Below are 21,022 nucleotides of genomic sequence, written 5' to 3' on the forward strand. Positions count from 1 at the left end.
ATGTGTCGGATGCGACAGATGCGGTGGATGCGGCGGACAGGCGTGGCGTGATGCCTTCGTGCCGCTGTGCCGCGGCGTCGTTACACGTCGTTATGACAGCCGCCGCACATTACCTCGCGGCGCAGCCATCGCATCCGTGTCCGTCTCGCCCGTCGGCCGTCCATACGTATCGATGACCCGCTTGACGAACGGCTTCAGGTCATCGCCCTGCTCGCGCAACATGCGCACGAGTGCGGCATATTGCCCTTCCCAGATCAGCGTGTTGTAGTTTTTCAAACGTTGCACGTCCTGCAAGGCTTCGTCGTCGCGTCCAGCCAAAGCCAGCAGCACGACATAGCGCTTGATCATCGTCGGTCCGGCGCCCAGCGCCAGCGCTTCGCGATGCGCGGCGAGCTTCTCGTCGAGTTGATCCTTGCTGAGGTACAGCGCCCCCGTCACCGCGTAATCGCCGTAAGGCGCGAAGAACAACGCCGGATCAGTGCGATACGCTTCGATCTTGCCCGCGCGGTAAGCCACCTCGACGCGCTGATAGTCGCCGTACAGCCAGGGAATCGCGACGCATGCGAACAACACGATCACGCCGTTGATAGCGCCGGTGGCCGCCGACGACACGCTCTCGATCGGCTTCGTCTCGCAAAACCCGAGCAGGAACATCGCGGGCAGCAAGAAAAATGCATAGTGCTGTGGATATTCCAGCAGCGAATGAATCGCGAGCATGCCCAGCAACACGAAAGCGAGCGCAATCGGTGCCGTCTTGATATTGCGTACCGCACGCGCAAACCAGAACGCCAACGGCAACAACACAGCGAGCGCGCCGACAATACCAATCTTTGCCAGCAGGTCGATCAACACGTTATGCGCGTTGTCCGCCATCTCGACCGGGCCCAGCTTGTCCACCAGTGCGAATTGCGCATCGATGTAATTCGACCAACCTGCGCCGAAGAACCAGTGCTCGCGGAAGATGGTCAGCCCATACTCCCACAGGATCACACGGCCCGTTACCTGCCCCGCGTGCTGCATACGCGCAACCGCACTGCCTTCGAGATGCCATCCCCAGGCGATATTCGCCCAACCGACACACACCGTCATCAAGGCAAGCATCGGGAGTATCGCCGCCGGCACGAACCAGCGCATCGAGCGACGCATGTTGCGCGTCTCCTCGCTTCGCTCCATCCAGACGAGCCACAATCCGAACGCCGAGAGCAACGCCAGTTGCAACCACGGCGTACGCGAACCCGTCAGGCAGATGCCGATGTCGAAGGCCGCACACGCGATCAGAAATGCCCACGCGGGCAGCTTGCGCTGATACCAAAGGTAGAACGCACCGGCGCTCGCGAGCGACAGGTACGTCGCCAGATGATTCGGCTGATACATGTTGCCGAACAGACGCCGCGCCACGCTCACCGTGTACTTCGCGACGAGCCACGGCACATGCGCTTCGAGATGAAACGCCTGCACGAGCTGAGCGCCCACCGCATACAAACCGCCCAGCGTCAGCGCGACGGCACTCCAGCGCATGAGCACGCCACGCCAGCCCAGTTGCGCCAGCCAGTAGCCCGCATTGACGGCAACGATCATCGCCACGCCGTAGAGCAGCGCCGTCATCATCAGTTGCGGCAACTCGGTCGGCATCGTCGCGCGCTGGATGAGCACGACCGCAACGAAGGCGAGCGGCATCCAGGTCACGCGCGGCATGCGCAGCACGCGCGCATCGCGCTGCCACACGGCGATCATCGAGAGCACGCCGAGCAACGCGAAGAGCGAAAACGTCAACGCTTCCGAGTAAAACGTGGAGATCGGATAGGTGTGCTTGACGAGGTTGTAGGGCAAGGCCCAGATCAGGGCCATCGTGAGCCCGATCATCGAGAGAAGCAGAGGAGGAAACAAGGTCGCCGCCGTGCAATGCACCGGTTGGAAGATGCGCAAGCATAACGAAAAACGGCCGCCCGGGGGCAGCCATTTCATGCCTGACGCGCGTAGCTCGACGCCTGCGGATTCCAGCCCGTTTCCGGTCAGCAAATCCTCGGTGACGTCAGGGCCGGACGTGGTATCGCGTGATGCAACATCAGGTCATCCGGCCAACCGCTCATCGGACTCAGGCGCCCTTGGTCGCGGTCTCGCCACGGCACTCCGGCGGTGCCAGCTTGCCGGGCAGCGTGGCGCCGTTCGGTGCGCCCTCGCGGCCCTGTGCGTAGCACGTCCAGACGATCTGGCCTTCGGGGGCCTTGCCGACGGTCAGCGCCTCGGGCTTGCCGGTCACGCCGGTGCTCGTGGGCACCAGAACCATCGCACCGTCGCCGGCACGCTGCGTGTAGGCCACGGTCACGTTGCCGCTCACGGAATCGATGCTCACGCCGCTCACGTTGTCAGTCGCGCTCGGCGCCTGCCAACCGCTGTTGAACGGCGCGCCGTGCATGGCGTTCTCGCTCACGAGCGCCTTGGCCGACGCTGCTGCGCCCAGCCCTTCGACGACACGTGCGCGCACCAGATAATTCTGCAGATACGGAACCCCTGCCGTGACCAGCACGCCGATGATCGCCAGCACGATCATCAGCTCGATCAGGGTGAAACCCCGGGATTTGGCGAGACCGGTAGTCCGGTGGCCGAAACGACGCATTGTGTAACTCCCTGCAAAAGCAATGAAAACAAAAGGGACATCGGGGGGAAGTGGGCGGAGTATGCCATAGCCCTCCCGACGAATGCCCTGCCGCAGATCAAAATCGGGCGGCGCCGCATGGGGCCGTCGGAATCGTCCGAGCCGAAGCTGGACGATTCATCGATTGAGAAGGTCGATCGCAGCGCTCGCGATGTGTCCTGGTCCGCCATGACGTGCGGACATCGGAGCAAGACATCCCGCACCGGGATGTCCGGCCCCGCAATGGACCCGTTTATTTCGAAGAGGTTGCACGCGTTTGACGTGCCTCGCTTCGACGCTTGAGCACCAGTCCCACGGCGAGAACCAGCAGCGCGCCGATCGCGGACGCCACGTAGTGCGTGTATTGGGCAGCATTGCCCGGCAGGTGCAGCAGATGGCCGACGCCCGGATCCGACACGATCAGCCCCCCGGCAATCCAGCCGAGCAGCGCAGCGCCCGCCATCACGATGACCGGGAACCGGTCGAGGGCCTTGAGCACGAGCTGCGAGCCCCAGACGATCAGCGGAATGCTCACCAGCAGACCGAAAATGACGAGCGGCAACTGATGATGTTCTGCGGCGCCTTCGGCTGCCCCGGCAATCGCAATCACGTTGTCGATACTCATCACGAGATCGGCAACGATGATGGTTTTGACCGCCGTCCAGAGTTTGTCCGCCGGCTTCACGCTGTCGTGCGCGTCATGGTCAGGCACCAGCAGCTTGGTACCGATCCAGAGCAGCAGCAACCCGCCCACGGCCTTCAGATACGGCACGGCGAGCAGCGTCACGGCGAATGCGATCAGAATCACGCGCAGCACGATGGCCCCGGCCGTCCCCCACACAATGCCCTGCAGGCGTTGCTTGGCCGGCAAATTGCGGCAGGCGAGCGCGATCACCACGGCATTGTCGCCACCCAGCAGGATGTCGATCATGATGATCTGTGCCACGGCGGCCCAGTTCAGCTCGGCAAAAAACGCAAGCATGGCGCAAATATCCTTGGGAACGATGGAGACGAAACGACGGCGTCGGGTAAGACGAATACAGCAAAGGATTGCGCAAACGCAATAGCAAAAGAGGGAGCCCGATGCCCTGGGCTCCCTCTTTCATGACCGCTGACACCGCCGCCGGTTCCGGCGGCGATAACACGATCGTCCGGCGGGAATTACAGCACCGACTTGAGCAGGCGGCCCATTTCCGACGGGTTCTTGGTCACCTTGATGCCGCAGGCATCCATGATGGCCAGCTTGGCTTCGGCCGTATCGGCACCGCCCGAGATCAGCGCGCCGGCGTGGCCCATGCGCTTGCCCGGAGGCGCCGTCACGCCTGCGATGAAGCCGACGACCGGCTTCTTCATGTTGCCCTTGATCCACTCGGCGGCAGCGGCTTCGTCCGGACCGCCGATTTCACCGATCATGATCACGGCGTCCGTTTCCGGATCGTCGTTGAACATCTGCATGACGTCGATGTGCTTCAGACCGTTGATCGGGTCGCCACCGATACCGACGGCGCTCGACTGGCCCAGACCCAGGGCGGTCAGTTGACCCACGGCTTCGTACGTCAGGGTACCCGAGCGCGACACCACGCCGATGCGACCCTTCTTGTGGATGTGACCCGGCATGATGCCGATCTTCAGTTCGTCCGGCGTGATCACGCCCGGGCAGTTCGGGCCGAGCAGCAAGGTCTTGCGACCTTCGCGACGCATACGGTCCTTCACTTCGATCATGTCACGGACCGGAATACCTTCCGTGATACAGATCGCCAGATCCAGGTCGGCTTCGACAGCTTCCCAGATTGCGGCAGCAGCGCCTGCGGGCGGCACGTAGATCACCGACACGGTAGCGCCGGTTTGTTCCTTGGCGTCCTTCACCGAACCGTAGATCGGAATGCCTTCGAAGTCTTCGCCGGCCTTCTTCGGGTTCACGCCAGCGACGAACGCGTTCTTGCCATTCGCGTATTCGCGGCACATGCGGGTATGGAACTGGCCGGTCTTGCCAGTGATACCCTGGGTGATGACCTTGGTGTCTTTGTTGATCAGAATCGACATTGCTTGATTTCCTTCGTCCTGTTGCCTGGCGGTGCGCACTGCCCCTCTCGGAGTGGCGCGCCGCGACGGCTTCGACTGTTCTGGTTACTTGCCTGCGGCGGCCGCGACAACCTTCTGGGCAGCTTCTTCCATGCTGTCAGCAGAAATGATCGGCAGGCCGGACTCGGCGAGCATCTTCTTGCCCAGGTCTTCGTTCGTACCCTTCATGCGCACGACGAGCGGCACCTTCAGCGACACGGCCTTCGATGCCGTGATCACGCCTTCTGCGATCACGTCGCAGCGCATGATGCCGCCGAAGATGTTGACCAGAATGGCCGTCAGGTTCGGGTTCTTCAGCATGATCTTGAACGCTTCGGTCACCTTCTCTGCCGTGGCGCCACCGCCCACGTCCAGGAAGTTGGCCGGCTCGCCGCCGAACAGCTTGATGGTGTCCATCGTGGCCATGGCCAGACCGGCACCGTTCACCAGACAGCCGATGTTGCCGTCGAGCGAGATGTAAGCCAGATCGAACTTCGAGGCTTCGACTTCCGCCGGATCTTCTTCGTCCAGATCGCGGTAAGCCACGATTTCCGGATGACGGTACAGGGCGTTCGAGTCAAAGTTGAACTTGGCGTCCAGCGCCGTGACCGTGCCGTTCTTGCTCACGTTCAGCGGGTTGATTTCGGCCAGCGAAGCGTCCGTTTCCCAGAAGGCCTTGTACAGACCTTGCAGGATCGTGCGGGCTTGCGCCACCGAAGCGTCGGGCACGCTGATCTTCTTGGCGAAGTCATCGGCTTGTGCGTCGGTCAGGCCAACCGACGGATCGATCACGACGTGATGGATCAGTTCCGGATGCTTTTCGGCGACTTCTTCGATGTCCATGCCGCCTTCGCTCGAACCCATCATCACGATCTTCTGCGTGACGCGGTCAACCACCAGGCTGACGTACAGTTCGTTGTTGATGTCGGCGCCTTCTTCGATCAGCAGGCGATTGACCTTCTGACCTTCCGGACCGGTCTGGTGCGTGACCAGTTGCATGCCGAGGATCTGGCTGGCGTATTCGCGCACTTGCTCGATCGTCTTGGCAACCTTCACGCCGCCGCCCTTACCGCGACCGCCTGCGTGAATCTGGGCCTTAACCACCCAAACCGGACCGCCGAGTTCTTCGGCTGCCTTCACGGCCTCGTCCACGGAAAACGCCGGAATGCCGCGGGGCACCGCGACTCCGAATTTTCGGAGGATTTCCTTGCCTTGATACTCATGAATCTTCATGCGTGATTCCCTTCTTGCTGAGTTGGAAGTTTGGGTTCGAGCTTGCGAGTCGAGGCCTCATCGCGCACCGCTTCTGATGTGACGGGCGTCGTGGGCTCGTTCGCTCGATCGTTTGCGCGGCCGTTGAACCAGCGCGGGTAAAACCGGCGCACCGCCTCGCCATCGAACCGCAAGGCGTGACAATGTCCGAGTTGGAAAGGTGGCGCCGAATCGTTGGCGTCATTGGCGGCCTTGAGTGCCGTATCGGGCGTGTGGATCACCACCCCGGCAAAGGCCTGAATCGCTGCCGTGGGCAGGACACTGCAAAGTTCGGTCAGATGGGTACAGCCCGCCGCGCCGCCAAGGCGCTCGCGAACCCCGCGCCGGAAGCCCTGTCGCAGGTTAAGACCGATCAACTGACGATATTCGGGGCCGATCTGGTCGCAAATGCCCGGATAAGGCACCCAATCGGAAACGGCCTCGGCGTCATGCACCTCGAAGGACTCATCGATCGTCAACCGCAGCCAGAGCTCGTGAATCGGCGTGCCTTCCTTGCGAAGGCCCGTCGCCAATGCAAAATCCCGATCCTTATGATCGGTGAGACGGGCTTCGATGTCCCATAGGCCATCGTCGCGCGAAAACGCTTCAACAGCGATCGTGCGACGGTGACGCAAGGTACGAGAGGCAGGCGCGGAGAGCGGCATGCGGAAGTGTGCAATGCATGAACGCAGAAAGATCTTGATTCTAGCATAGGCGACAGCACCGTCTGCCGCAGCGCAGCAGAAGCCCACCGCATAAGGGCGAATAACCCGACCCAACGGTCGGGAAATCAATGTCGCCCGATTGCCGCGCGCATGGTGCGACGCCATAACGCGATAACCGAGTAATGACGCGTCACATGAGATTCATCGACGTGTCATGCCCGCGTTGAAGCGGATGACACGATGCAGCGTGTCATTCATCTGCTGACGATGAATGCGCCCTCATCCATGAGGAATGCGATGAGGCGCACCTCAGACATCGTCCAGAAACTCGTCGGCGCCTCTTACGATTTTGCTGATAACGGTACGAGAAAAGCCGCGCGCTGCAAGAAAGCGCATCTGCTTGGCGCGGGCCTCCGGCGTGGCGGCGACTTCCCCGAACTTCTTCTGCCAGACGGCACGGGCTCGCGTCATCTCGGTTTCGCGCAATTGCTCCGAAATGGCGGCAACGGTCTCCGCGTCGACCTGATGCTGCTTGAGCTCACCGATGATCCGCGTAGTCCCCATGCGCGACGCACGCCGGTTCACTACGCTCTCGGCAAAGCGCTCGTTGGATAGCCAGCGTTCCTGCTCCAGGCTGTCGAGCAGGCGATCGAGTGCTTCGGGGTCCTCGGCATCGGCGTAGGGCATGAGCTTGCGACGCAACTCCGCCCGGCTGTACTCACGACGCGCGAGATACGACAGCGCACGTCCTTTCAGACTGAGCACGGGCTTGCGCGACGGCTTGGCCGAAACGGCCTCATCCCCCGGCGGGGGCGGCGGTGCGTTCGGATCTCGGGGAGGACGACGGTGGATCATGGAGTCATCGTAACGCCATCGGCGGCAGGGCATGAGAGACACCGGCACCAAGGGCGAGCCTGGAAGCAAGTCGGAGAGTCAGCGGACAACACGTGAGACACGCGGATGACCGGCAAACCACGGTCAAACAACGCCCAAAGACGTCAAATGAAAACGAAAAGTGCGCGAGAACCGGTACAGATAGAAGAACTACCGAGAGAAAACAAAAACGGCAGCGCGACGCCGTCTGGCTTCGCGCTGCCGCTGCGACAACTCAGGCGCTCAACAAGCGCTTAAGCCTCGTCTTCTTCTTCGATCTCACCGGTTTCGTTGATCGCCGTAACCCCCAGCGATGCACGTACCTTGTTCTCGATCTCGTGGGCGATGTCTGGATTCTCACGCAGGAATTCGCGCGCGTTGTCCTTGCCCTGACCGATCTTCTCGCCGTTGTAGCTGTACCAGGCGCCGGCCTTCTCGACGATCTTCGCATTGACACCCAGATCGATGATTTCGCCTTCGCGCGAAATGCCCTGACCGTAGAGGATGTCGAAAATCGCTTCGCGGAACGGCGGCGATACCTTGTTCTTCACGACCTTGACGCGGGTTTCGTTACCGACCACCTCGTCGCCCTTCTTGATCGAACCGATACGACGGATGTCCAGACGCACCGACGAGTAGAACTTCAGCGCGTTACCGCCAGTCGTCGTTTCCGGATTGCCGAACATCACACCGATCTTCATACGAATCTGGTTGATGAAGATCACCGTGCAGTTCGTACGCTTGATCGTGCCGGTCAGCTTACGCAGCGCCTGCGACATCAGACGTGCCTGGAGACCCGGCAGCGAGTCGCCCATTTCGCCTTCGATTTCAGCCTTCGGCACCAGCGCCGCGACCGAGTCGATAATGATCAGGTCGATCGAACCCGAGCGCACCAGCGCATCGGCGATTTCCAGTGCCTGTTCGCCCGTGTCCGGCTGCGAGATCAGCAGTTCCGGCACCGAGACGCCCAGCTTGTTGGCGTAACCGACGTCGAGGGCATGCTCTGCGTCGATGAACGCGCAGGTGCCACCGATCTTTTGCATCTCCGCCACGACTTGCAGCGTGAGCGTGGTCTTACCCGACGATTCCGGACCGTAGATCTCGATCACACGACCGCGCGGCAGGCCACCGACGCCAAGCGCGATGTCCAGACCCAGCGAGCCCGTGGAGACGACCTGGATGTCCGCTTCGACCTCGCCGTCGCCCAGACGCATGATCGAGCCCTTGCCGAATTGCTTCTCGATCTGCGCGAGGGCGGCGGCGAGCGCCTTGCCTTTCTCGGCCGACAGATTGGCAGACCCTTTCTTGCTTTCTTCCATGAATCGTCCTTTGATATGATGAGCGAGACGGCTCGAGTGAGGCGTGACTGCCGGTACTGTATAAAAAACCAGTGCTCTTTGCAAGTGCCTGTTGTCCGAAAGCGCCGAAACGACAAAAAAGCCGCGAACCACGCGCCGCAACATCACAGGAGACACACCGCTGCCGTCAGGCGACGGTGCCTACACAAGCCTATCACGCCCATGCGAATTCTCATCGCAGAGGATGACAGCATTCTGGCCGACGCCCTGACCCGCTCGTTGCGTCAGGGGGGCTACGCCGTCGATCACGTCAAGACGGGGCTCGAAGCCGACTCCGCGCTCTCCGCCCAGACGTTCGACCTGCTGATTCTCGATCTCGGTCTGCCCCGCCTGCCCGGCCACGAAGTCCTGCGCCGGTTGCGCGCCCGCAATTCCCATCTGCCCGTGCTGATCCTGACGGCATCCGACAGCGTCGACGCCCGCGTGAAGGGCCTCGATCTCGGTGCAGACGACTACATGGCCAAGCCTTTCGCGCTCGCCGAACTCGAAGCGCGCGTGCGGGCCCTGACCCGGCGCGGCGCCGGCGGCGGCTCGACGGTCATCCGCCACGGCCCGCTCAGCTTCGATCAGGTCGGGCGCACCGCCTATATTCATGAGCAGATGCTCGACCTGTCCGCCCGCGAACTCGAATTGCTCGAAGTGCTGCTCCTGCGCACCGGGCGCCTCGTCTCCAAGGAACAGCTCGTCGACCACCTGTGCGGCTGGGGCGAAGAAGTCAGCAACAACGCCATCGAGGTATACATGCACCGGCTGCGCAAGAAGATCGAGCCGAGCGGCGTGCGCATCGCCACGATTCGCGGACTGGGGTATTGTCTGGAAAAGCCTGCGGCAACACCTGCGAACGCCGCCTGACAAAAGGACGTCGGGCACACACGCGAGGCCGGCCGCCCTTGCGGTCTTCACCGATGCGTGAAGCCGGTCACGCCCGAACCGACGCGTGATACCGGGCACGCCCAGTCGACCCGGCAAGCCCGCCGCCTCAGTCTCTTTAGCCTATCCGCCCGATGCGTCTGAGCTTTCGTCACCCCCATCGCGCCACGCCTGCGGATCCGGACGCGGCTCACCACGGACATGCCGGGCCGCCCCCGCACGCCGCAGACGCCACCGATCCGTTCGATCCCTACGCCGATCCTTTCGTGCGCCCGGGTTTCGGCGCGCCGCTGGAGCGCGAGGCCGAGCCGCCGCCGCGCTCGCTGTTCGGCGAGATTCTCGACTGGATGCTCGCGCCGCTGCTCCTGCTCTGGCCGATGAGCATTGCCGTGACGTACCTCGTTGCGAAGTCGATTGCCAACGGCCCGTTCGACCGGGCGCTGGAAACCAATACTTACGTGCTCGCCCAGCAAGTCCATTCGGATCGCGGACAGGTCACGCTCACCCTGCCGATGCCGGCACGCGATCTGCTGCGCGCCGACGCCACCGACAACATTTACTTCCAGGTCCTTGGTGCGAAGGGAGAACTCGTCGGCGGCACGGCCGAGCTGCCGCTGCCCCATGAAGATGACCGGCCGCAGCCCGGCGTCGTCCAGTTCCGGGACGAAACGGTCGGCGGCAACGACATTCGCGTTGCGTTCACGTACGTTGACCTGCCGCGCATGGAACCGCCCGGCAGCATGGCGCTCGTGCAGGTCGCCGAGACACTCGACAAACGCAGCCAACTGGCCAACGAGATCATCAAGGGCGTGATCCTGCCGCAGTTCGTGATTCTGCCGCTGGCCATCGTGCTCGTCTGGTTCGGGCTGTCGCGCGGCCTCGCACCGCTGCATGCGTTGCAGGAACATATTCGTGCGCGCCGGCCGGACGATCTGTCGCCACTCGAAGCGCGTCAGGCGCCGCCGGAGATCGCGCCGCTCGTCAACTCGCTGAACGATCTGCTCGGACGTCTCGAACAGAACATGAAACTTCAGCAACGCTTCATTGCAGACGCCGCCCATCAGCTCAAGACACCGCTTGCCGGATTGCGTATGCAGGCAGAGCTCGCTTTGCGCCAGACATCCCCCGACGAACTACGGCGTTCGCTCTCGCAGATCGCGGTCAGCTCCGAGCAGGCCGCACGCCTCGTCAACCAGTTGCTCGCATTGGCGCGCGCCGAGAACAGTGCGAACGACGCTGCCGCATTCACCCCCGTCAACCTCAGCCTGCTCGCGCGTAGCGCCATGCAGGACTGGTTCCAGGCCGCGTTCGCCAAACGAATCGATCTCGGCTTCGAGGAGCCGCCGTTTCCTGTGCATCTGTCCGGTCAGCCGGTGATGCTGCGCGAGTTGCTCAACAACCTCATCGACAACGCGATCCGTTACACGCCGGCCGGGGGCAAAGTCACGGTGCGCCTGCGTCATGAAGCGTCGGACGGCTTCGTGCATCTCGAAGTCGAAGACACCGGGCCGGGCATTCCCGCGTCGGAGCGGCCGCGCGTGTTCGAGCGCTTCTACCGCATTCTCGGCAGCGACAGCGACGGCAGCGGTCTGGGCCTCGCCATCGTGCGCGAGATCGTGCAGATCCATCGCGGCGACGTCAGCGTGCTCGACCACGTCGATGCACAGCACCCCGAAGCAACCGGCACGTTGATCCGGGTGACGTTTCCGCTCGCCGAGTTGCCTATCGAAAACCCTCATGCGTGACGCAAATGCGCGAAATACGGCCAATTTCGGGCCAAAGTCGAGGGTAAGTCCCTAGCCACGTAAGGTTCGAGTCAGTTTGGCGTCAGACGGCGGTAAGGTTGTCCTCCAATAATCAGTTGCAACGGCCCGGGTGCGTCCCAGGGGCGTGCTTACATTACAGGAGACAACCGCATGGCTACTGCAACGACAGCCACCACCCATGCACCGATGACCAAGGAAGAGCGGAAGGTCATCTTCGCGTCGTCGCTGGGCACGGTGTTCGAGTGGTACGACTTTTACCTGGCCGGTTCGTTGGCCGCTTTCATCAGCCGTCACTTCTTCTCGGGGATCAATCCGACGGCAGCCTTCATCTTCACACTGCTGTCGTTCGCGGCCGGCTTCGCGGTGCGTCCGTTCGGCGCCATCGTGTTCGGTCGTATCGGCGACCTCGTCGGTCGTAAGTACACGTTCCTCGTGACCATCACGCTGATGGGTCTGTCCACGCTGGTCGTCGGTCTGTTGCCCGGCTATGCGTCTTGGGGTATCGCGGCACCGGTGATCTTCATCGCCATGCGCCTGCTTCAGGGTCTGGCGCTGGGCGGCGAATACGGTGGTGCAGCCACGTACGTGGCCGAGCACGCACCGCACGGCCGTCGCGGCTTCTACACGTCGTGGATTCAGACGACCGCCACGCTGGGTCTCTTCCTCTCGCTGCTCGTGATTCTCGGCACCCGCATGGTGATGGGTGAAGAGGCGTTCGGTGACTGGGGCTGGCGCATTCCGTTCGTGCTGTCGATCGTGCTGCTGCTGATCTCGCTGTGGATTCGTCTGCAACTTAGCGAATCGCCGGCATTCCAGCGCATGAAGGCGGAAGGCAAGGGCTCGAAGGCACCGCTCAAGGAATCGTTCGGGGAATGGAAGAACCTGAAGATCGTGATTCTGGCGCTGGTCGGTCTCACGGCAGGTCAGGCCGTCGTTTGGTACACGGGGCAGTTCTACTCGCTGTTCTTCATGACACAGGTGCTCAAGGTCGACGGCAACACCGCCAACATCATGGTGGCGCTGGGTCTGTTGATCGGCAGCCCGTTCTTCGTGTTCTTCGGTGCCCTGTCGGACAAGATCGGTCGCAAGCCGATCATCATGGCGGGTTGCCTGCTGGCCGCGCTGCTGTACTTCCCGATCTTCAAGGCGCTGACGCACTACGCCAACCCGGCGCTGGAAGCTGCAACGGCGCGCTCGCCGATCACGGTCATCGCCGATCCGAAGGAGTGCTCGTTCCAGTTCAACCCGGTGGGTACGTCGAAGTTCACCAGCTCGTGCGATATCGCCAAGAGCTTCCTGTCGCGCGCCGGTCTGAACTATCAGAACGAAGCGGCACCGGCGGGCACGATGGCGACGGTGAAGATCGGCGACAAGGTGATCCAGTCGGTCGACGGCAAGGCGGCGGACGCGAAGGACAAGACCAAGGCATTCGAAGCGGATATGTCGGCCACGCTCAAGGCAGACGGTTACCCGCCGAAGGCCGACCCGGCGCAGATGAACAAGCCGATGGTCGTGATCCTGCTGGCGATCCTCGTGATCTTCGTGACGATGGTGTACGGTCCGATCGCGGCCATGTTGGTGGAGATGTTCCCGACCCGCATTCGCTACACCTCGATGTCGCTGCCGTATCACATCGGTAACGGCTGGTTCGGCGGCTTCCTGCCGGCCACGGCCTTCGCCATCGTGGCGGCCAAGGGCGACATCTACTCCGGCCTCTGGTACCCGATCGTGATCGCGCTGATTACCTTCGTGATCGGTATGCTCTTCATCAAGGAGACGAAGGACGTCGACATCTACGCCAACGACTGACGAAGGCGTGACCGGCCTCGTTACGGGGGGCCAGTCGATATGAATCGCAACGCCGGGGCTTTCGGGTCCCGGCGTTGTCGTTTGTGAGGCGGCTCTCGATCGACCACTTCAGACCCGGCCCGACGTCGACCGCGCTATTTTCATGATTTTGCAAAATACCTGTTGACAGCCTATAGGGGTCTACCTATAATCTTTCTTCTACGGCGAATTAGCTCAGTCGGTTAGAGCGACGGAATCATAATCCGCAGGTCCGGGGTTCGAGTCCCTGATTCGCCACCAAATTTGAGAACGGCTTCCAGCGATGGAAGCCGTTTTTTTTCGTCCATCCTTTGGCATTGTTCCCCCCGTTGACGGTCCGGGCGGGCTTTGGCCAGTTCACAAGTACGGCGCGCTTTTGTCGTACATTACTCAGAACTGCATGCCAATCTCCAAATGAAACACGACCTCTATCTTTTTGAGGGCCTTCTGACGGCCTCCTCTCGCGAAGATTTGCACAACGGCGTGGTGAAACTGGCAGACGAGTTCGGTTTCCCCAGCCTGTTCTTTTCCCCATTGGTCGATAGCGGCGGCGCCAGGAAATTCTTTCGCGATCACGGTCAGGTCGCGCCAGAACATTTGCCGACCCGAAGCATTTACACGACCTACCCGGAATCGTGGCTCATGCGGTATCAGCAAGCGGATCACATTCACCACGACCCGATCGTGCGGCAGGCAACACAATCGACGCTGCCGATTTATTGGCATCGGTTTTCCGAAGAACGCAATATCGTTTTCGACGAGGCCCGCGAGCACGGGCTGGCCAAAGGCATCACCATCCCGATTCACGGCGCCAATGGCGAATGGTCATTGTTCAGCGTAGCGTCCGACACGGCACACGAACACGACCGCTCGCATACGTCCGCCTTTGTCGGTCAGGTCCAGTTGGCCGCCTTCTACATGAACGAGGCCGCAAGACGTCTGGGCAAGCCGAGCGAGTTGTCGATCCGGGCGCTGACCCGACGGGAGAAAGAATGCCTGCTCTGGTCCTCGCGCGGCAAGACCTCGTGGGAAATCGGCAGCATCCTGTCCATTTCGGAATCGACGGTGGTTTTTCACCTGACCAATGCCAAGAACAAACTGAATGCGACGAACCGGCGTCAGGCCGTGGCCAAGGCGATCAGCCTTGGACTGATCGCACCCTGACGACAAAACCTGTAAGAACTTCCAGCTATCCTCCACGGCGTCGATAAGTAACCATGCGCCTCACGCAGAGGGGGAGCATCCATTGGAAGCATCCGCATGGAAAGTGATTTCCCCCATCGTCAGCGCAACACATCACGGGGGGCACGCATGCAGGTTTATGAAGGGGAGTTGCTGGAAGGCGGTGTAAGCAGCGCCGACGGACGGTGGAAGAAATATACCTACCTGAAAATCGGCAATCAGCAGGTCAACAACGTTCGCATCGATATGAATTTCGACCGTGTTCTGCACGGCCAAATCAATCGCGGGTCGATCAAGCTAACTGTCGATCGCTGGTTTTCCAAAGACATCATCATCGGCATCACACAGGCTGACGGACAAACGTTCCGCCCCGGTCTTGGACAGTTCTATTTGCAGTTGGCGATCCCGGGCGTCATCGGCATCGTTGCACTGCTCGTCACACTCGCCAGCGGTAGCGCATTGGGACTGATTCCTGCGGCGCTCATGTTTCTCGCCTGCTCGGTTCCCTGGAAGTTCATCAGCAAGGTCAAAGCCGTCAAGGCCGACCACGTGTACTGATCGGATCGAGGCTCCATCGAGAACGGCTTCCCGCATCGGAAGCCGTTCTTCGTTGAAGACATCGCCCGATCAATCGAAGTCGAACATCTCAAACAGCGATTTCTTTTTGCGCGGGCGGTCGTGATAGCGGCGACGGTCGTCGTAGCCATGGTGGCGCTCACGATTGTCGCGGCCCTCCCGATACTCGCGATCGTCATCGCGATACTCCTGCGCATTCGCGTGGCCGTTCGAGCGCCCGTCGGACTCGCGACGGCTCCGGTCATGGTCACCGCGCGCCGCCTGGGCCGATGCTCCCGCCCCGCCATCCGTGCGCTCGATCAACTTGTCCAGCTCACCCCGATCGAGCCACACACCGCGACAGCTCGGACAGTAATCGATCTCCACTCCCTGACGCTCCGTCATCAGCAGATCCGGGGTACCGCACACAGGACATTTCATCGTTTCGCTCCGTCACGTAAAAGACAACGCCTTCAATGTATCGGGCATGTGGCGACGGAAAAACCTGTATTTTCATTCACTTAACTTCGGTAATTTCGAACCGTCTTCCATGGGACGACATGCGCCGACTGCACCGTTTGCTGGCGTGCGACCGTGCGCACAACGTGCGTGCGCGAACCTCCTGAATGCGCGAGGGCGGCACTGAGCGCGTCTTTCCTCTGGACGTAAAAAAGCGGTGCCGACGTTTGCCGGCACCGCTGATTCCCTGCGCGATCACTAACTGACCGCATCCATCGACTTCGACCGCTTCTCGGTGCCCGGAGGCACCGGACCTAGCGCATGACTTAGTGCACCACCCGCGCCTTCTCCGCGTCACGACGTGCCTTCGCCCGGCGCGTGAGCATGTTCAACCCTTCGACGAAGGCCGAGAACGCCATGGCCGCGTAGATGTAACCCTTCGGGATGTGCGAGCCGAAGCCTTCTGCGATCAGCGTCATCCCGATCACCAGCAGGAAACCGAGTGCGAGCATGACCACCGTCGGGTTCGCCGCGATGAAGCGCGAGAGCGGCCCCGCCATGAACAGCATCGCTGTGACTGCCGCAATCACCGCAATGAACATGATCGGGATGTGTTCGGTCATGCCCACGGCCGTCACGATACTGTCGATCGAGAACACGATATCCAGCATGATGATTTGCAGCACAGCCGCACGCGCCGTGATCGTGGCAAGCGCGCCCGCCCCTGAGCCGCCCTCGCCATGCGCGTCGTCGTCACCGCTGCCCAGCGCCACGTGGTGATGCATCTCCTTCGTCGCCTTCCACACAAGGAAGAGGCCGCCGGCGATCAGGATCAGGTCGCGCCACGAGAATCCGTGTCCGAACATCTCGAACAGCGGCGCCGTGAGCTTGGCGATCCAGGCCACCGTGCCCAGCAAGGCCAGCCGCATGATCAATGCCAGCGCGATACCCATCTTCTGCGTGCGCGCACGCATCGACAACGGCAGTTTGTTCGTGAGGATCGAGATGAAGATCAGGTTGTCGATGCCGAGCACGACCTCCATGACCACCAGCGTGACAAGCGCCGCCCACACCGCCGGGTCAGCCGCCAAAGCAAGTAGATAGTCCATATATGCGCCAGAGTTTTCCGTATGGTTATTGGTGCATCCGTCAGCCTCGCCATTCAATGGGCTGCGGACCTCCCTTCATATCCCCCACCTGACGTGAATCCAGGGTGCGGGCTCAGGACAGCATCATCGTCGAACTCATGCTTCGCAAAAACCAGCTATATACTTCACTTCAGTTCGGTTTTTCCGAAGCACTCCAACTATGCTCAATTACCGCCATCTTTACTACTTCTGGGTGGTCGTCAAGGAAGGCGGCTTCGCCCGCGCCGCCGAGCGCCTCGACATGGCCGTGCAGACGATCAGCGCGCAAGTCCGCGAACTGGAAAAGTCGCTCGGCCACCAACTGCTCAAACCCCTCGGGCGCGGTGTGACCATGACCGAGCCCGGTCAGGCCGCCTTTCGCCGCGCCGAAGAAATCTTCCGCCTCGGCCAGTCGATTCCCGACGAAGTCCGCGAAGCGGCAAGCGGCCGGGTGGCGCGCCTGTCGGTAGGTCTCGCCGACGGCATCTCGAAACTCGCCGCTCACGCCATTCTCGCACCGGTGCTCGACACGCCCTCGCTGCGACTCGTTTGCCACGAAGGCGAGCACGAGCAACTGCTCGCCGAACTCGCCCTGCACAAACTCGACCTCGTCCTGGCGAGTCAGCCCGCGCCATACAACCCGACCCTGCGACTGGCGAGTGAGCGGCTGGTCGATTCGCCCGTCGACTGGTACGGACCGGCGTCGATCGTGCGTAACACCTCGCGTGACACCTTTCCGCAATGTCTGACGGCACTGCCCGTATTATTGCCGACGGGACACTCCGCCCTGCGCGCCCGGCTCGATCAGTGGTTCGAGGTGCAGGGCATTCGCCCGAATATCGTCGGCGAATTCGAAGACAGCGCATTGATGGCCGTGTTCGCCACCCGCGGTCTGGGCGTGTTTCCGCTCAGTGAAGCCGGTGCGGGAGATGTCTCGGTGTTGCGCGGGCTGCGCTGGCTGGGACGCCCCGACGGCGTGCACGAAGACATCCACGCCATTCGCTCGCGACGTGGCGAAGGACACCCGCTCGTAGCGCGCATCATCCATCACGCTCAGAGCGCCGTCGGGGAACCGACGTCCGGTTCTGCTATAAGAACGAGTGACGTGCCACCCGGTCCGTCGTCATCTGCAAGGAAGCCTCATGTCGAGTCGTAGCGACCAACGCAAGTTTTTCCACCTGATGTTGTTCGTGGTGACAGTCGCGTTCGGCTGGATTCTGTTTCCCCTGTTCGGCGCCGTCTTCTGGGGAACGATCCTCGCCGTGCTGTTCCAGCCGGTGCAGCGCCGCATGCTGGCGCGCATGCGCGGACGTCCCAACCTCGCCGCACTCACTACGCTGGCCCTGATTCTGGTAATCGTGATTCTGCCGCTCACGCTGGTCGTGGGCATGATGACGCAGGAAATCAGTACCGCACTCCTGCGCTTTCGCACCGATCTGCCGCAACTGACGGTCGACTTCCAGCAATTGCTCGACCGCCTGCCCGCCGGCGTTCACCGGATCATGGACCTGGCCGGCGTACAGGACGTCAACGCCATTCAGCAGAAGCTCGCCGACGGCGCCGCGCAGATTGGACGCCTCGTCGCCGTCTACCTCGTGAGCATCGGCCAGAATACGGCGCAGTTGCTCGTGAGCTTCGGCGTGATGCTCTATCTGCTGTTTTTCCTGTTGCGCGACGGCACCGCTCTCGGCGCGATGGTACGTCGCGCGCTGCCGCTCGACGAACGTCACAAGAGTCAGTTGATCCGCCAGTTCACCACGGTCGTGCGCGCGACGGTCAAGGGCAACATCGCCGTGGCCGTGGCGCAAGGGGTGCTCGGCGGCTTCATCTTCGCGGTGCTCGGCATTCAGGGATTCGTGCTGGCGGCCGTAGTAATGGCCTTCCTGTCGCTGCTGCCCGCGGTCGGCGCGGCAGTGGTCTGGGTGCCCGTGGGCATCTGGCTGCTGCTCTCGGGAGCGATCTGGAAGGCGGTCATTCTGTTCGCCTTCTGCGGCACCATCGTAAGTCTGGTGGACAACGTGCTGCGCCCGATCCTCGTGGGCAAGGACACCAAGCTGCCCGACTGGGTCGTGCTGATCTCCACCCTCGGCGGCATGTCGCTCATCGGCCTGACCGGCTTCGTGATCGGACCGCTCGTCGCCGCCCTGTTCATCGCCAGCTGGAACATCTACACCCGACTGCGAGATGACGACGACGCCGACGCGGGCTGAGCCGACGTCATACCTCACTGGCCACACTGGCCACACTGGCCACACTGGCCACACTGGCCACACTGGCCGCATTGGCCGTACTGGCTGCATCGGCTGCACCGCACCGGAAACTGGACGACGCCGCTCGGGATCGAACCGCGTCGTCGTTTCCGGCCGACGTCAGCCTTGCGAGATTCCCTGACTTCCCTTACGACGCGCCAACCACGTCGGACTCCCGCGCGGCAATCGCGGCGACGTCCTGGCCGACCTGCGTCATCACCGCATCCCAATCGCCACGCGCCGGCTGGCGATAAAGCGAAACGGACGGATACCAGTCGCTGTCGCGCCGCGACAGTTGCCAGCGCCAGTCCGGCGTGAAACTCAACAGCACCCACACCGGCTTGCCCAGCGCGCCAGCCAGATGCGCCACCGCCGTATCGGCCGTGATCACCAGATCCATCTGCGCAATGACGGCCGCCGTCTCGGCAAAGTCGCTGAGCTTCGCGCCGATGTCGTGCACGTTGGCGTGGGCCTGGCGATAGCTCGCCAGCTCGGCGTGCTCCTCGTCCGTGGCGTCGACCTGCAACGAATACCACTGCGCATTCGTTGCGAACAGCGGTGCCCAGTGCTTGAGGGGAATATCGCGGCCCGGCGGGAACGGGCGCGTACGCCACACGAAACCGATGCGCAATGCGCCTTCCGGCTTGTGACCGAGCATCGAACGCCAGATCATCTCGCGCCCGGCGCTCGCGCGCAGATAAGACGCGTGCGGGGAGGCATGCGCAGGCGAATGCGCTGCCACGTTGCCCCCCACCTTGAGCAGGTGCGGCAGGCTGAGCAGTGGCATCTGCCAGTCGAACGACGGCACCGGCATATGCTCGCCGAGCACCGTCACGCCGCGCGCGAAGCCACCCAGCAGCGTCACGAGCGGCGCCTGCACCGACAGCACGACCGTCGCCCCCATCGCGACCAGACGCGGCACGAAACGCACGAATTGCAACGTATCGCCGAACCCCTGTTCGCTATAGACAAACACGGTCTTGCCGGCCAGCGGCGCCTTGCCGTCCCACAAACGGTCGTTGAAACGCCGTTGCTGGCCGCCATCCTGCCAGCGCCATTCGTAATCGTGCCAGCCGTGCTCGAACTCGCCCAGCAGGAGATTCGTCTGTGCGCGGTTGGTACGCGCGCCAGCATGATCGGGGGCGAGCTTCACGGCTTGATGCAGGCATTGCAGGGCGTCGTCGAACGCATGCTGCTCGCGCAGCGCCACGCCGAGATTGACCAGCGGATCGGGCTGCGCCGGCGCGATGGCATTGGCGAGCCGGTAGGCGGCAATTTCTTCGTCGAAGCGACCCAGCGCGCCCAGTGCCCGGCCACGATTGAAGTGCGCTTGCCACAGGGCAGGCGCCTTGGCCGCCGTGCGCTCGAACCAGACGAGCGCACGGGCGTTGTCACCCGCCTGCGCCCACGTCAGGCCGATGGTGTGCAGCGTGCCGATGACGTCCGGCGATTGCTGCACCGTGGCTTCGAACAGCGCCTCGGCCCGCATCGGGCGGCCGGCCTGGAGACTGGCCATGGCAGCGTCGAACGTGGCCTGCGCCCCGGGGCGCGGCACGAGCGCCAGCAGCCGATCGAAGGCGTCTGCCGCCGATTCGAAGGCGCTCATGCGCAGCGAGACATAGGCGAGCCCTTCGAGCGCGGGCAGAAATTCGGGGGATTGTTTCAGAACTTGACGTAACTCGGCGATCGCCTCGTCGAGCCGGCCGGCGGCACTCAGTTGTCGTGCACGCTCGCAACGCGCGTCTAATGGCGTCGTCATGCGGCGCATCCTTGCTTGTCTGGGAATTGGAGGGAGACGGGCCGGCAAGCCATTCGAACGCCGGGGCGTGATCCCCCTCGGCAACAGGCGCCGTAGCCCGAGCAAGCGGTGCACACTACACGACCGCACGGCGCGAAGCAAGCCGCGGGAATTGGTCTGTGCAACGCCAATAAAGTTCACATCATCAACGTTCCATTTAGCGGTGTCCGGCACCGCGAATTTCTCCCTCGTTACCCGAGCGGGAAAGCGGCATTTTTTGGAGCGTTTTCCGAAAGCACGGGCACGAATCGCCTACGTCGTCCACCTCGTCCACCTCGGCCATAACGCCGATTCGGTATCGCTCGATGAAACCACCTCTTCCCGCAGTGCAGCATAAAAACCACAG

18 protein-coding genes and 1 tRNA gene are annotated in these 21,022 nt (G+C 62.3%); 8 read left to right on the forward strand and 11 right to left on the reverse strand.

From position 1 onward, the window contains the following. Nucleotides 1-90 precede the first annotated feature (90 nt). From C5N93_RS01875 to recA, 8 genes are all read right to left on the reverse strand, one after another. Entirely contained in the window at nt 91-1,965 is a 1,875-nt protein-coding gene (locus C5N93_RS01875; RefSeq protein ID WP_242558055.1) for an O-antigen ligase family protein, read from the reverse strand. A 130-nt stretch (nt 1,966-2,095) separates the two neighbouring features. Further along, the gene (locus C5N93_RS01880; protein ID WP_069342514.1) at nt 2,096-2,617 is read right to left on the reverse strand and encodes a pilin; all 522 of its coding nucleotides are present in this window, start codon (nt 2,615-2,617) and stop codon (nt 2,096-2,098) included. A gap of 271 nt (nt 2,618-2,888) precedes the next feature. Beyond that, on the reverse strand, nt 2,889-3,617 hold the full coding sequence (locus tag C5N93_RS01885; protein ID WP_242558056.1) for a TerC family protein: 729 nt from the start codon (nt 3,615-3,617) through the stop codon (nt 2,889-2,891). A gap of 179 nt (nt 3,618-3,796) precedes the next feature. Then, nucleotides 3,797-4,678, reverse strand: coding sequence for a succinate--CoA ligase subunit alpha (gene sucD / locus C5N93_RS01890; RefSeq protein WP_069342512.1), 882 nt, complete (start codon nt 4,676-4,678; stop codon nt 3,797-3,799). Nucleotides 4,679-4,762: 84 nt separating this feature from the next. Beyond that, nucleotides 4,763-5,929 (reverse strand): ADP-forming succinate--CoA ligase subunit beta, encoded by a 1,167-nt coding sequence (sucC, locus tag C5N93_RS01895; RefSeq protein ID WP_242558057.1) that lies wholly within the window; start codon nt 5,927-5,929, stop codon nt 4,763-4,765. Then, nucleotides 5,926-6,612 carry a DUF2889 domain-containing protein gene (locus C5N93_RS01900; RefSeq protein ID WP_150720018.1) on the reverse strand — a complete coding sequence of 229 codons (687 nt, stop codon included), beginning with the start codon at nt 6,610-6,612 and terminating at the stop codon, nt 5,926-5,928. The genes sucC and C5N93_RS01900 overlap by 4 nt, the downstream gene beginning before the upstream one ends. 309 nt (nt 6,613-6,921) lie before the next feature. After that, nucleotides 6,922-7,467, reverse strand: a complete 546-nt coding sequence (gene recX, locus C5N93_RS01905) for a recombination regulator RecX (protein ID WP_347403284.1) — start codon at nt 7,465-7,467, stop codon at nt 6,922-6,924. Between the two features lie 272 nt (nt 7,468-7,739). After that, nucleotides 7,740-8,804: a recombinase RecA gene (gene recA, locus C5N93_RS01910; protein ID WP_069342508.1), complete on the reverse strand. Its 1,065-nt coding sequence runs from the start codon at nt 8,802-8,804 to the stop codon at nt 7,740-7,742. 201 nt (nt 8,805-9,005) lie between these two features. Between recA and C5N93_RS01915 the strand changes: the two genes are divergently transcribed. The 6 genes from C5N93_RS01915 to C5N93_RS01940 all read left to right on the forward strand — a co-directional run bounded on the left by C5N93_RS01915 (nt 9,006) and on the right by C5N93_RS01940 (nt 15,046). Further along, on the forward strand, nt 9,006-9,695 hold the full coding sequence (locus tag C5N93_RS01915) for a response regulator transcription factor (RefSeq protein WP_044457047.1): 690 nt from the start codon (nt 9,006-9,008) through the stop codon (nt 9,693-9,695). A gap of 152 nt (nt 9,696-9,847) precedes the next feature. Then, entirely contained in the window at nt 9,848-11,458 is a 1,611-nt protein-coding gene (locus C5N93_RS01920; RefSeq protein WP_242558058.1) for a sensor histidine kinase, read from the forward strand. Nucleotides 11,459-11,629: 171 nt separating this feature from the next. Continuing rightward, nucleotides 11,630-13,288, forward strand: a complete 1,659-nt coding sequence (locus C5N93_RS01925) for an MFS transporter (RefSeq protein ID WP_242558059.1) — start codon at nt 11,630-11,632, stop codon at nt 13,286-13,288. A 202-nt stretch (nt 13,289-13,490) separates the two neighbouring features. Beyond that, nucleotides 13,491-13,567, forward strand: a tRNA-Met gene (locus C5N93_RS01930). A gap of 87 nt (nt 13,568-13,654) precedes the next feature. Then, nucleotides 13,655-14,470, forward strand: a complete 816-nt coding sequence (locus C5N93_RS01935; protein ID WP_242558060.1) for a LuxR family transcriptional regulator — start codon at nt 13,655-13,657, stop codon at nt 14,468-14,470. A 96-nt stretch (nt 14,471-14,566) separates the two neighbouring features. Continuing rightward, on the forward strand, nt 14,567-15,046 hold the full coding sequence (locus tag C5N93_RS01940; protein WP_242558061.1) for a hypothetical protein: 480 nt from the start codon (nt 14,567-14,569) through the stop codon (nt 15,044-15,046). Between the two features lie 69 nt (nt 15,047-15,115). Here C5N93_RS01940 and C5N93_RS01945 read toward each other — a convergent pair whose 3' ends face one another. Together C5N93_RS01945 and C5N93_RS01950 are read right to left on the reverse strand one after the other, a co-directional pair. Beyond that, nucleotides 15,116-15,484 (reverse strand): zf-TFIIB domain-containing protein, encoded by a 369-nt coding sequence (locus C5N93_RS01945; RefSeq protein WP_242558062.1) that lies wholly within the window; start codon nt 15,482-15,484, stop codon nt 15,116-15,118. Between the two features lie 344 nt (nt 15,485-15,828). Beyond that, on the reverse strand, nt 15,829-16,611 hold the full coding sequence (locus tag C5N93_RS01950; RefSeq protein ID WP_150719856.1) for a TerC family protein: 783 nt from the start codon (nt 16,609-16,611) through the stop codon (nt 15,829-15,831). A gap of 199 nt (nt 16,612-16,810) precedes the next feature. Between C5N93_RS01950 and C5N93_RS01955 the strand changes: the two genes are divergently transcribed. Together C5N93_RS01955 and C5N93_RS01960 are read left to right on the forward strand one after the other, a co-directional pair. After that, the gene (locus C5N93_RS01955; protein ID WP_242558063.1) at nt 16,811-17,785 is read left to right on the forward strand and encodes a LysR family transcriptional regulator; all 975 of its coding nucleotides are present in this window, start codon (nt 16,811-16,813) and stop codon (nt 17,783-17,785) included. Then, the gene (locus C5N93_RS01960) at nt 17,772-18,839 is read left to right on the forward strand and encodes an AI-2E family transporter (RefSeq protein WP_242558064.1); all 1,068 of its coding nucleotides are present in this window, start codon (nt 17,772-17,774) and stop codon (nt 18,837-18,839) included. Before C5N93_RS01955 ends, C5N93_RS01960 begins: the two co-directional genes overlap by 14 nt. Before the next feature lie 187 nt (nt 18,840-19,026). Here the strand turns inward: C5N93_RS01960 and C5N93_RS01965 are convergent, their stop codons facing one another. Then, nucleotides 19,027-20,637 carry a tetratricopeptide repeat-containing glycosyltransferase family protein gene (locus C5N93_RS01965; protein ID WP_242558065.1) on the reverse strand — a complete coding sequence of 537 codons (1,611 nt, stop codon included), beginning with the start codon at nt 20,635-20,637 and terminating at the stop codon, nt 19,027-19,029. Between the last annotated feature and the right edge of the window lie 385 nt (nt 20,638-21,022).

It is taken from the genome of Pandoraea sp. LA3 (genome assembly GCF_022696215.1).
GTDB classification, from domain to species: Bacteria; Pseudomonadota; Gammaproteobacteria; order Burkholderiales; family Burkholderiaceae; genus Pandoraea; species Pandoraea capi.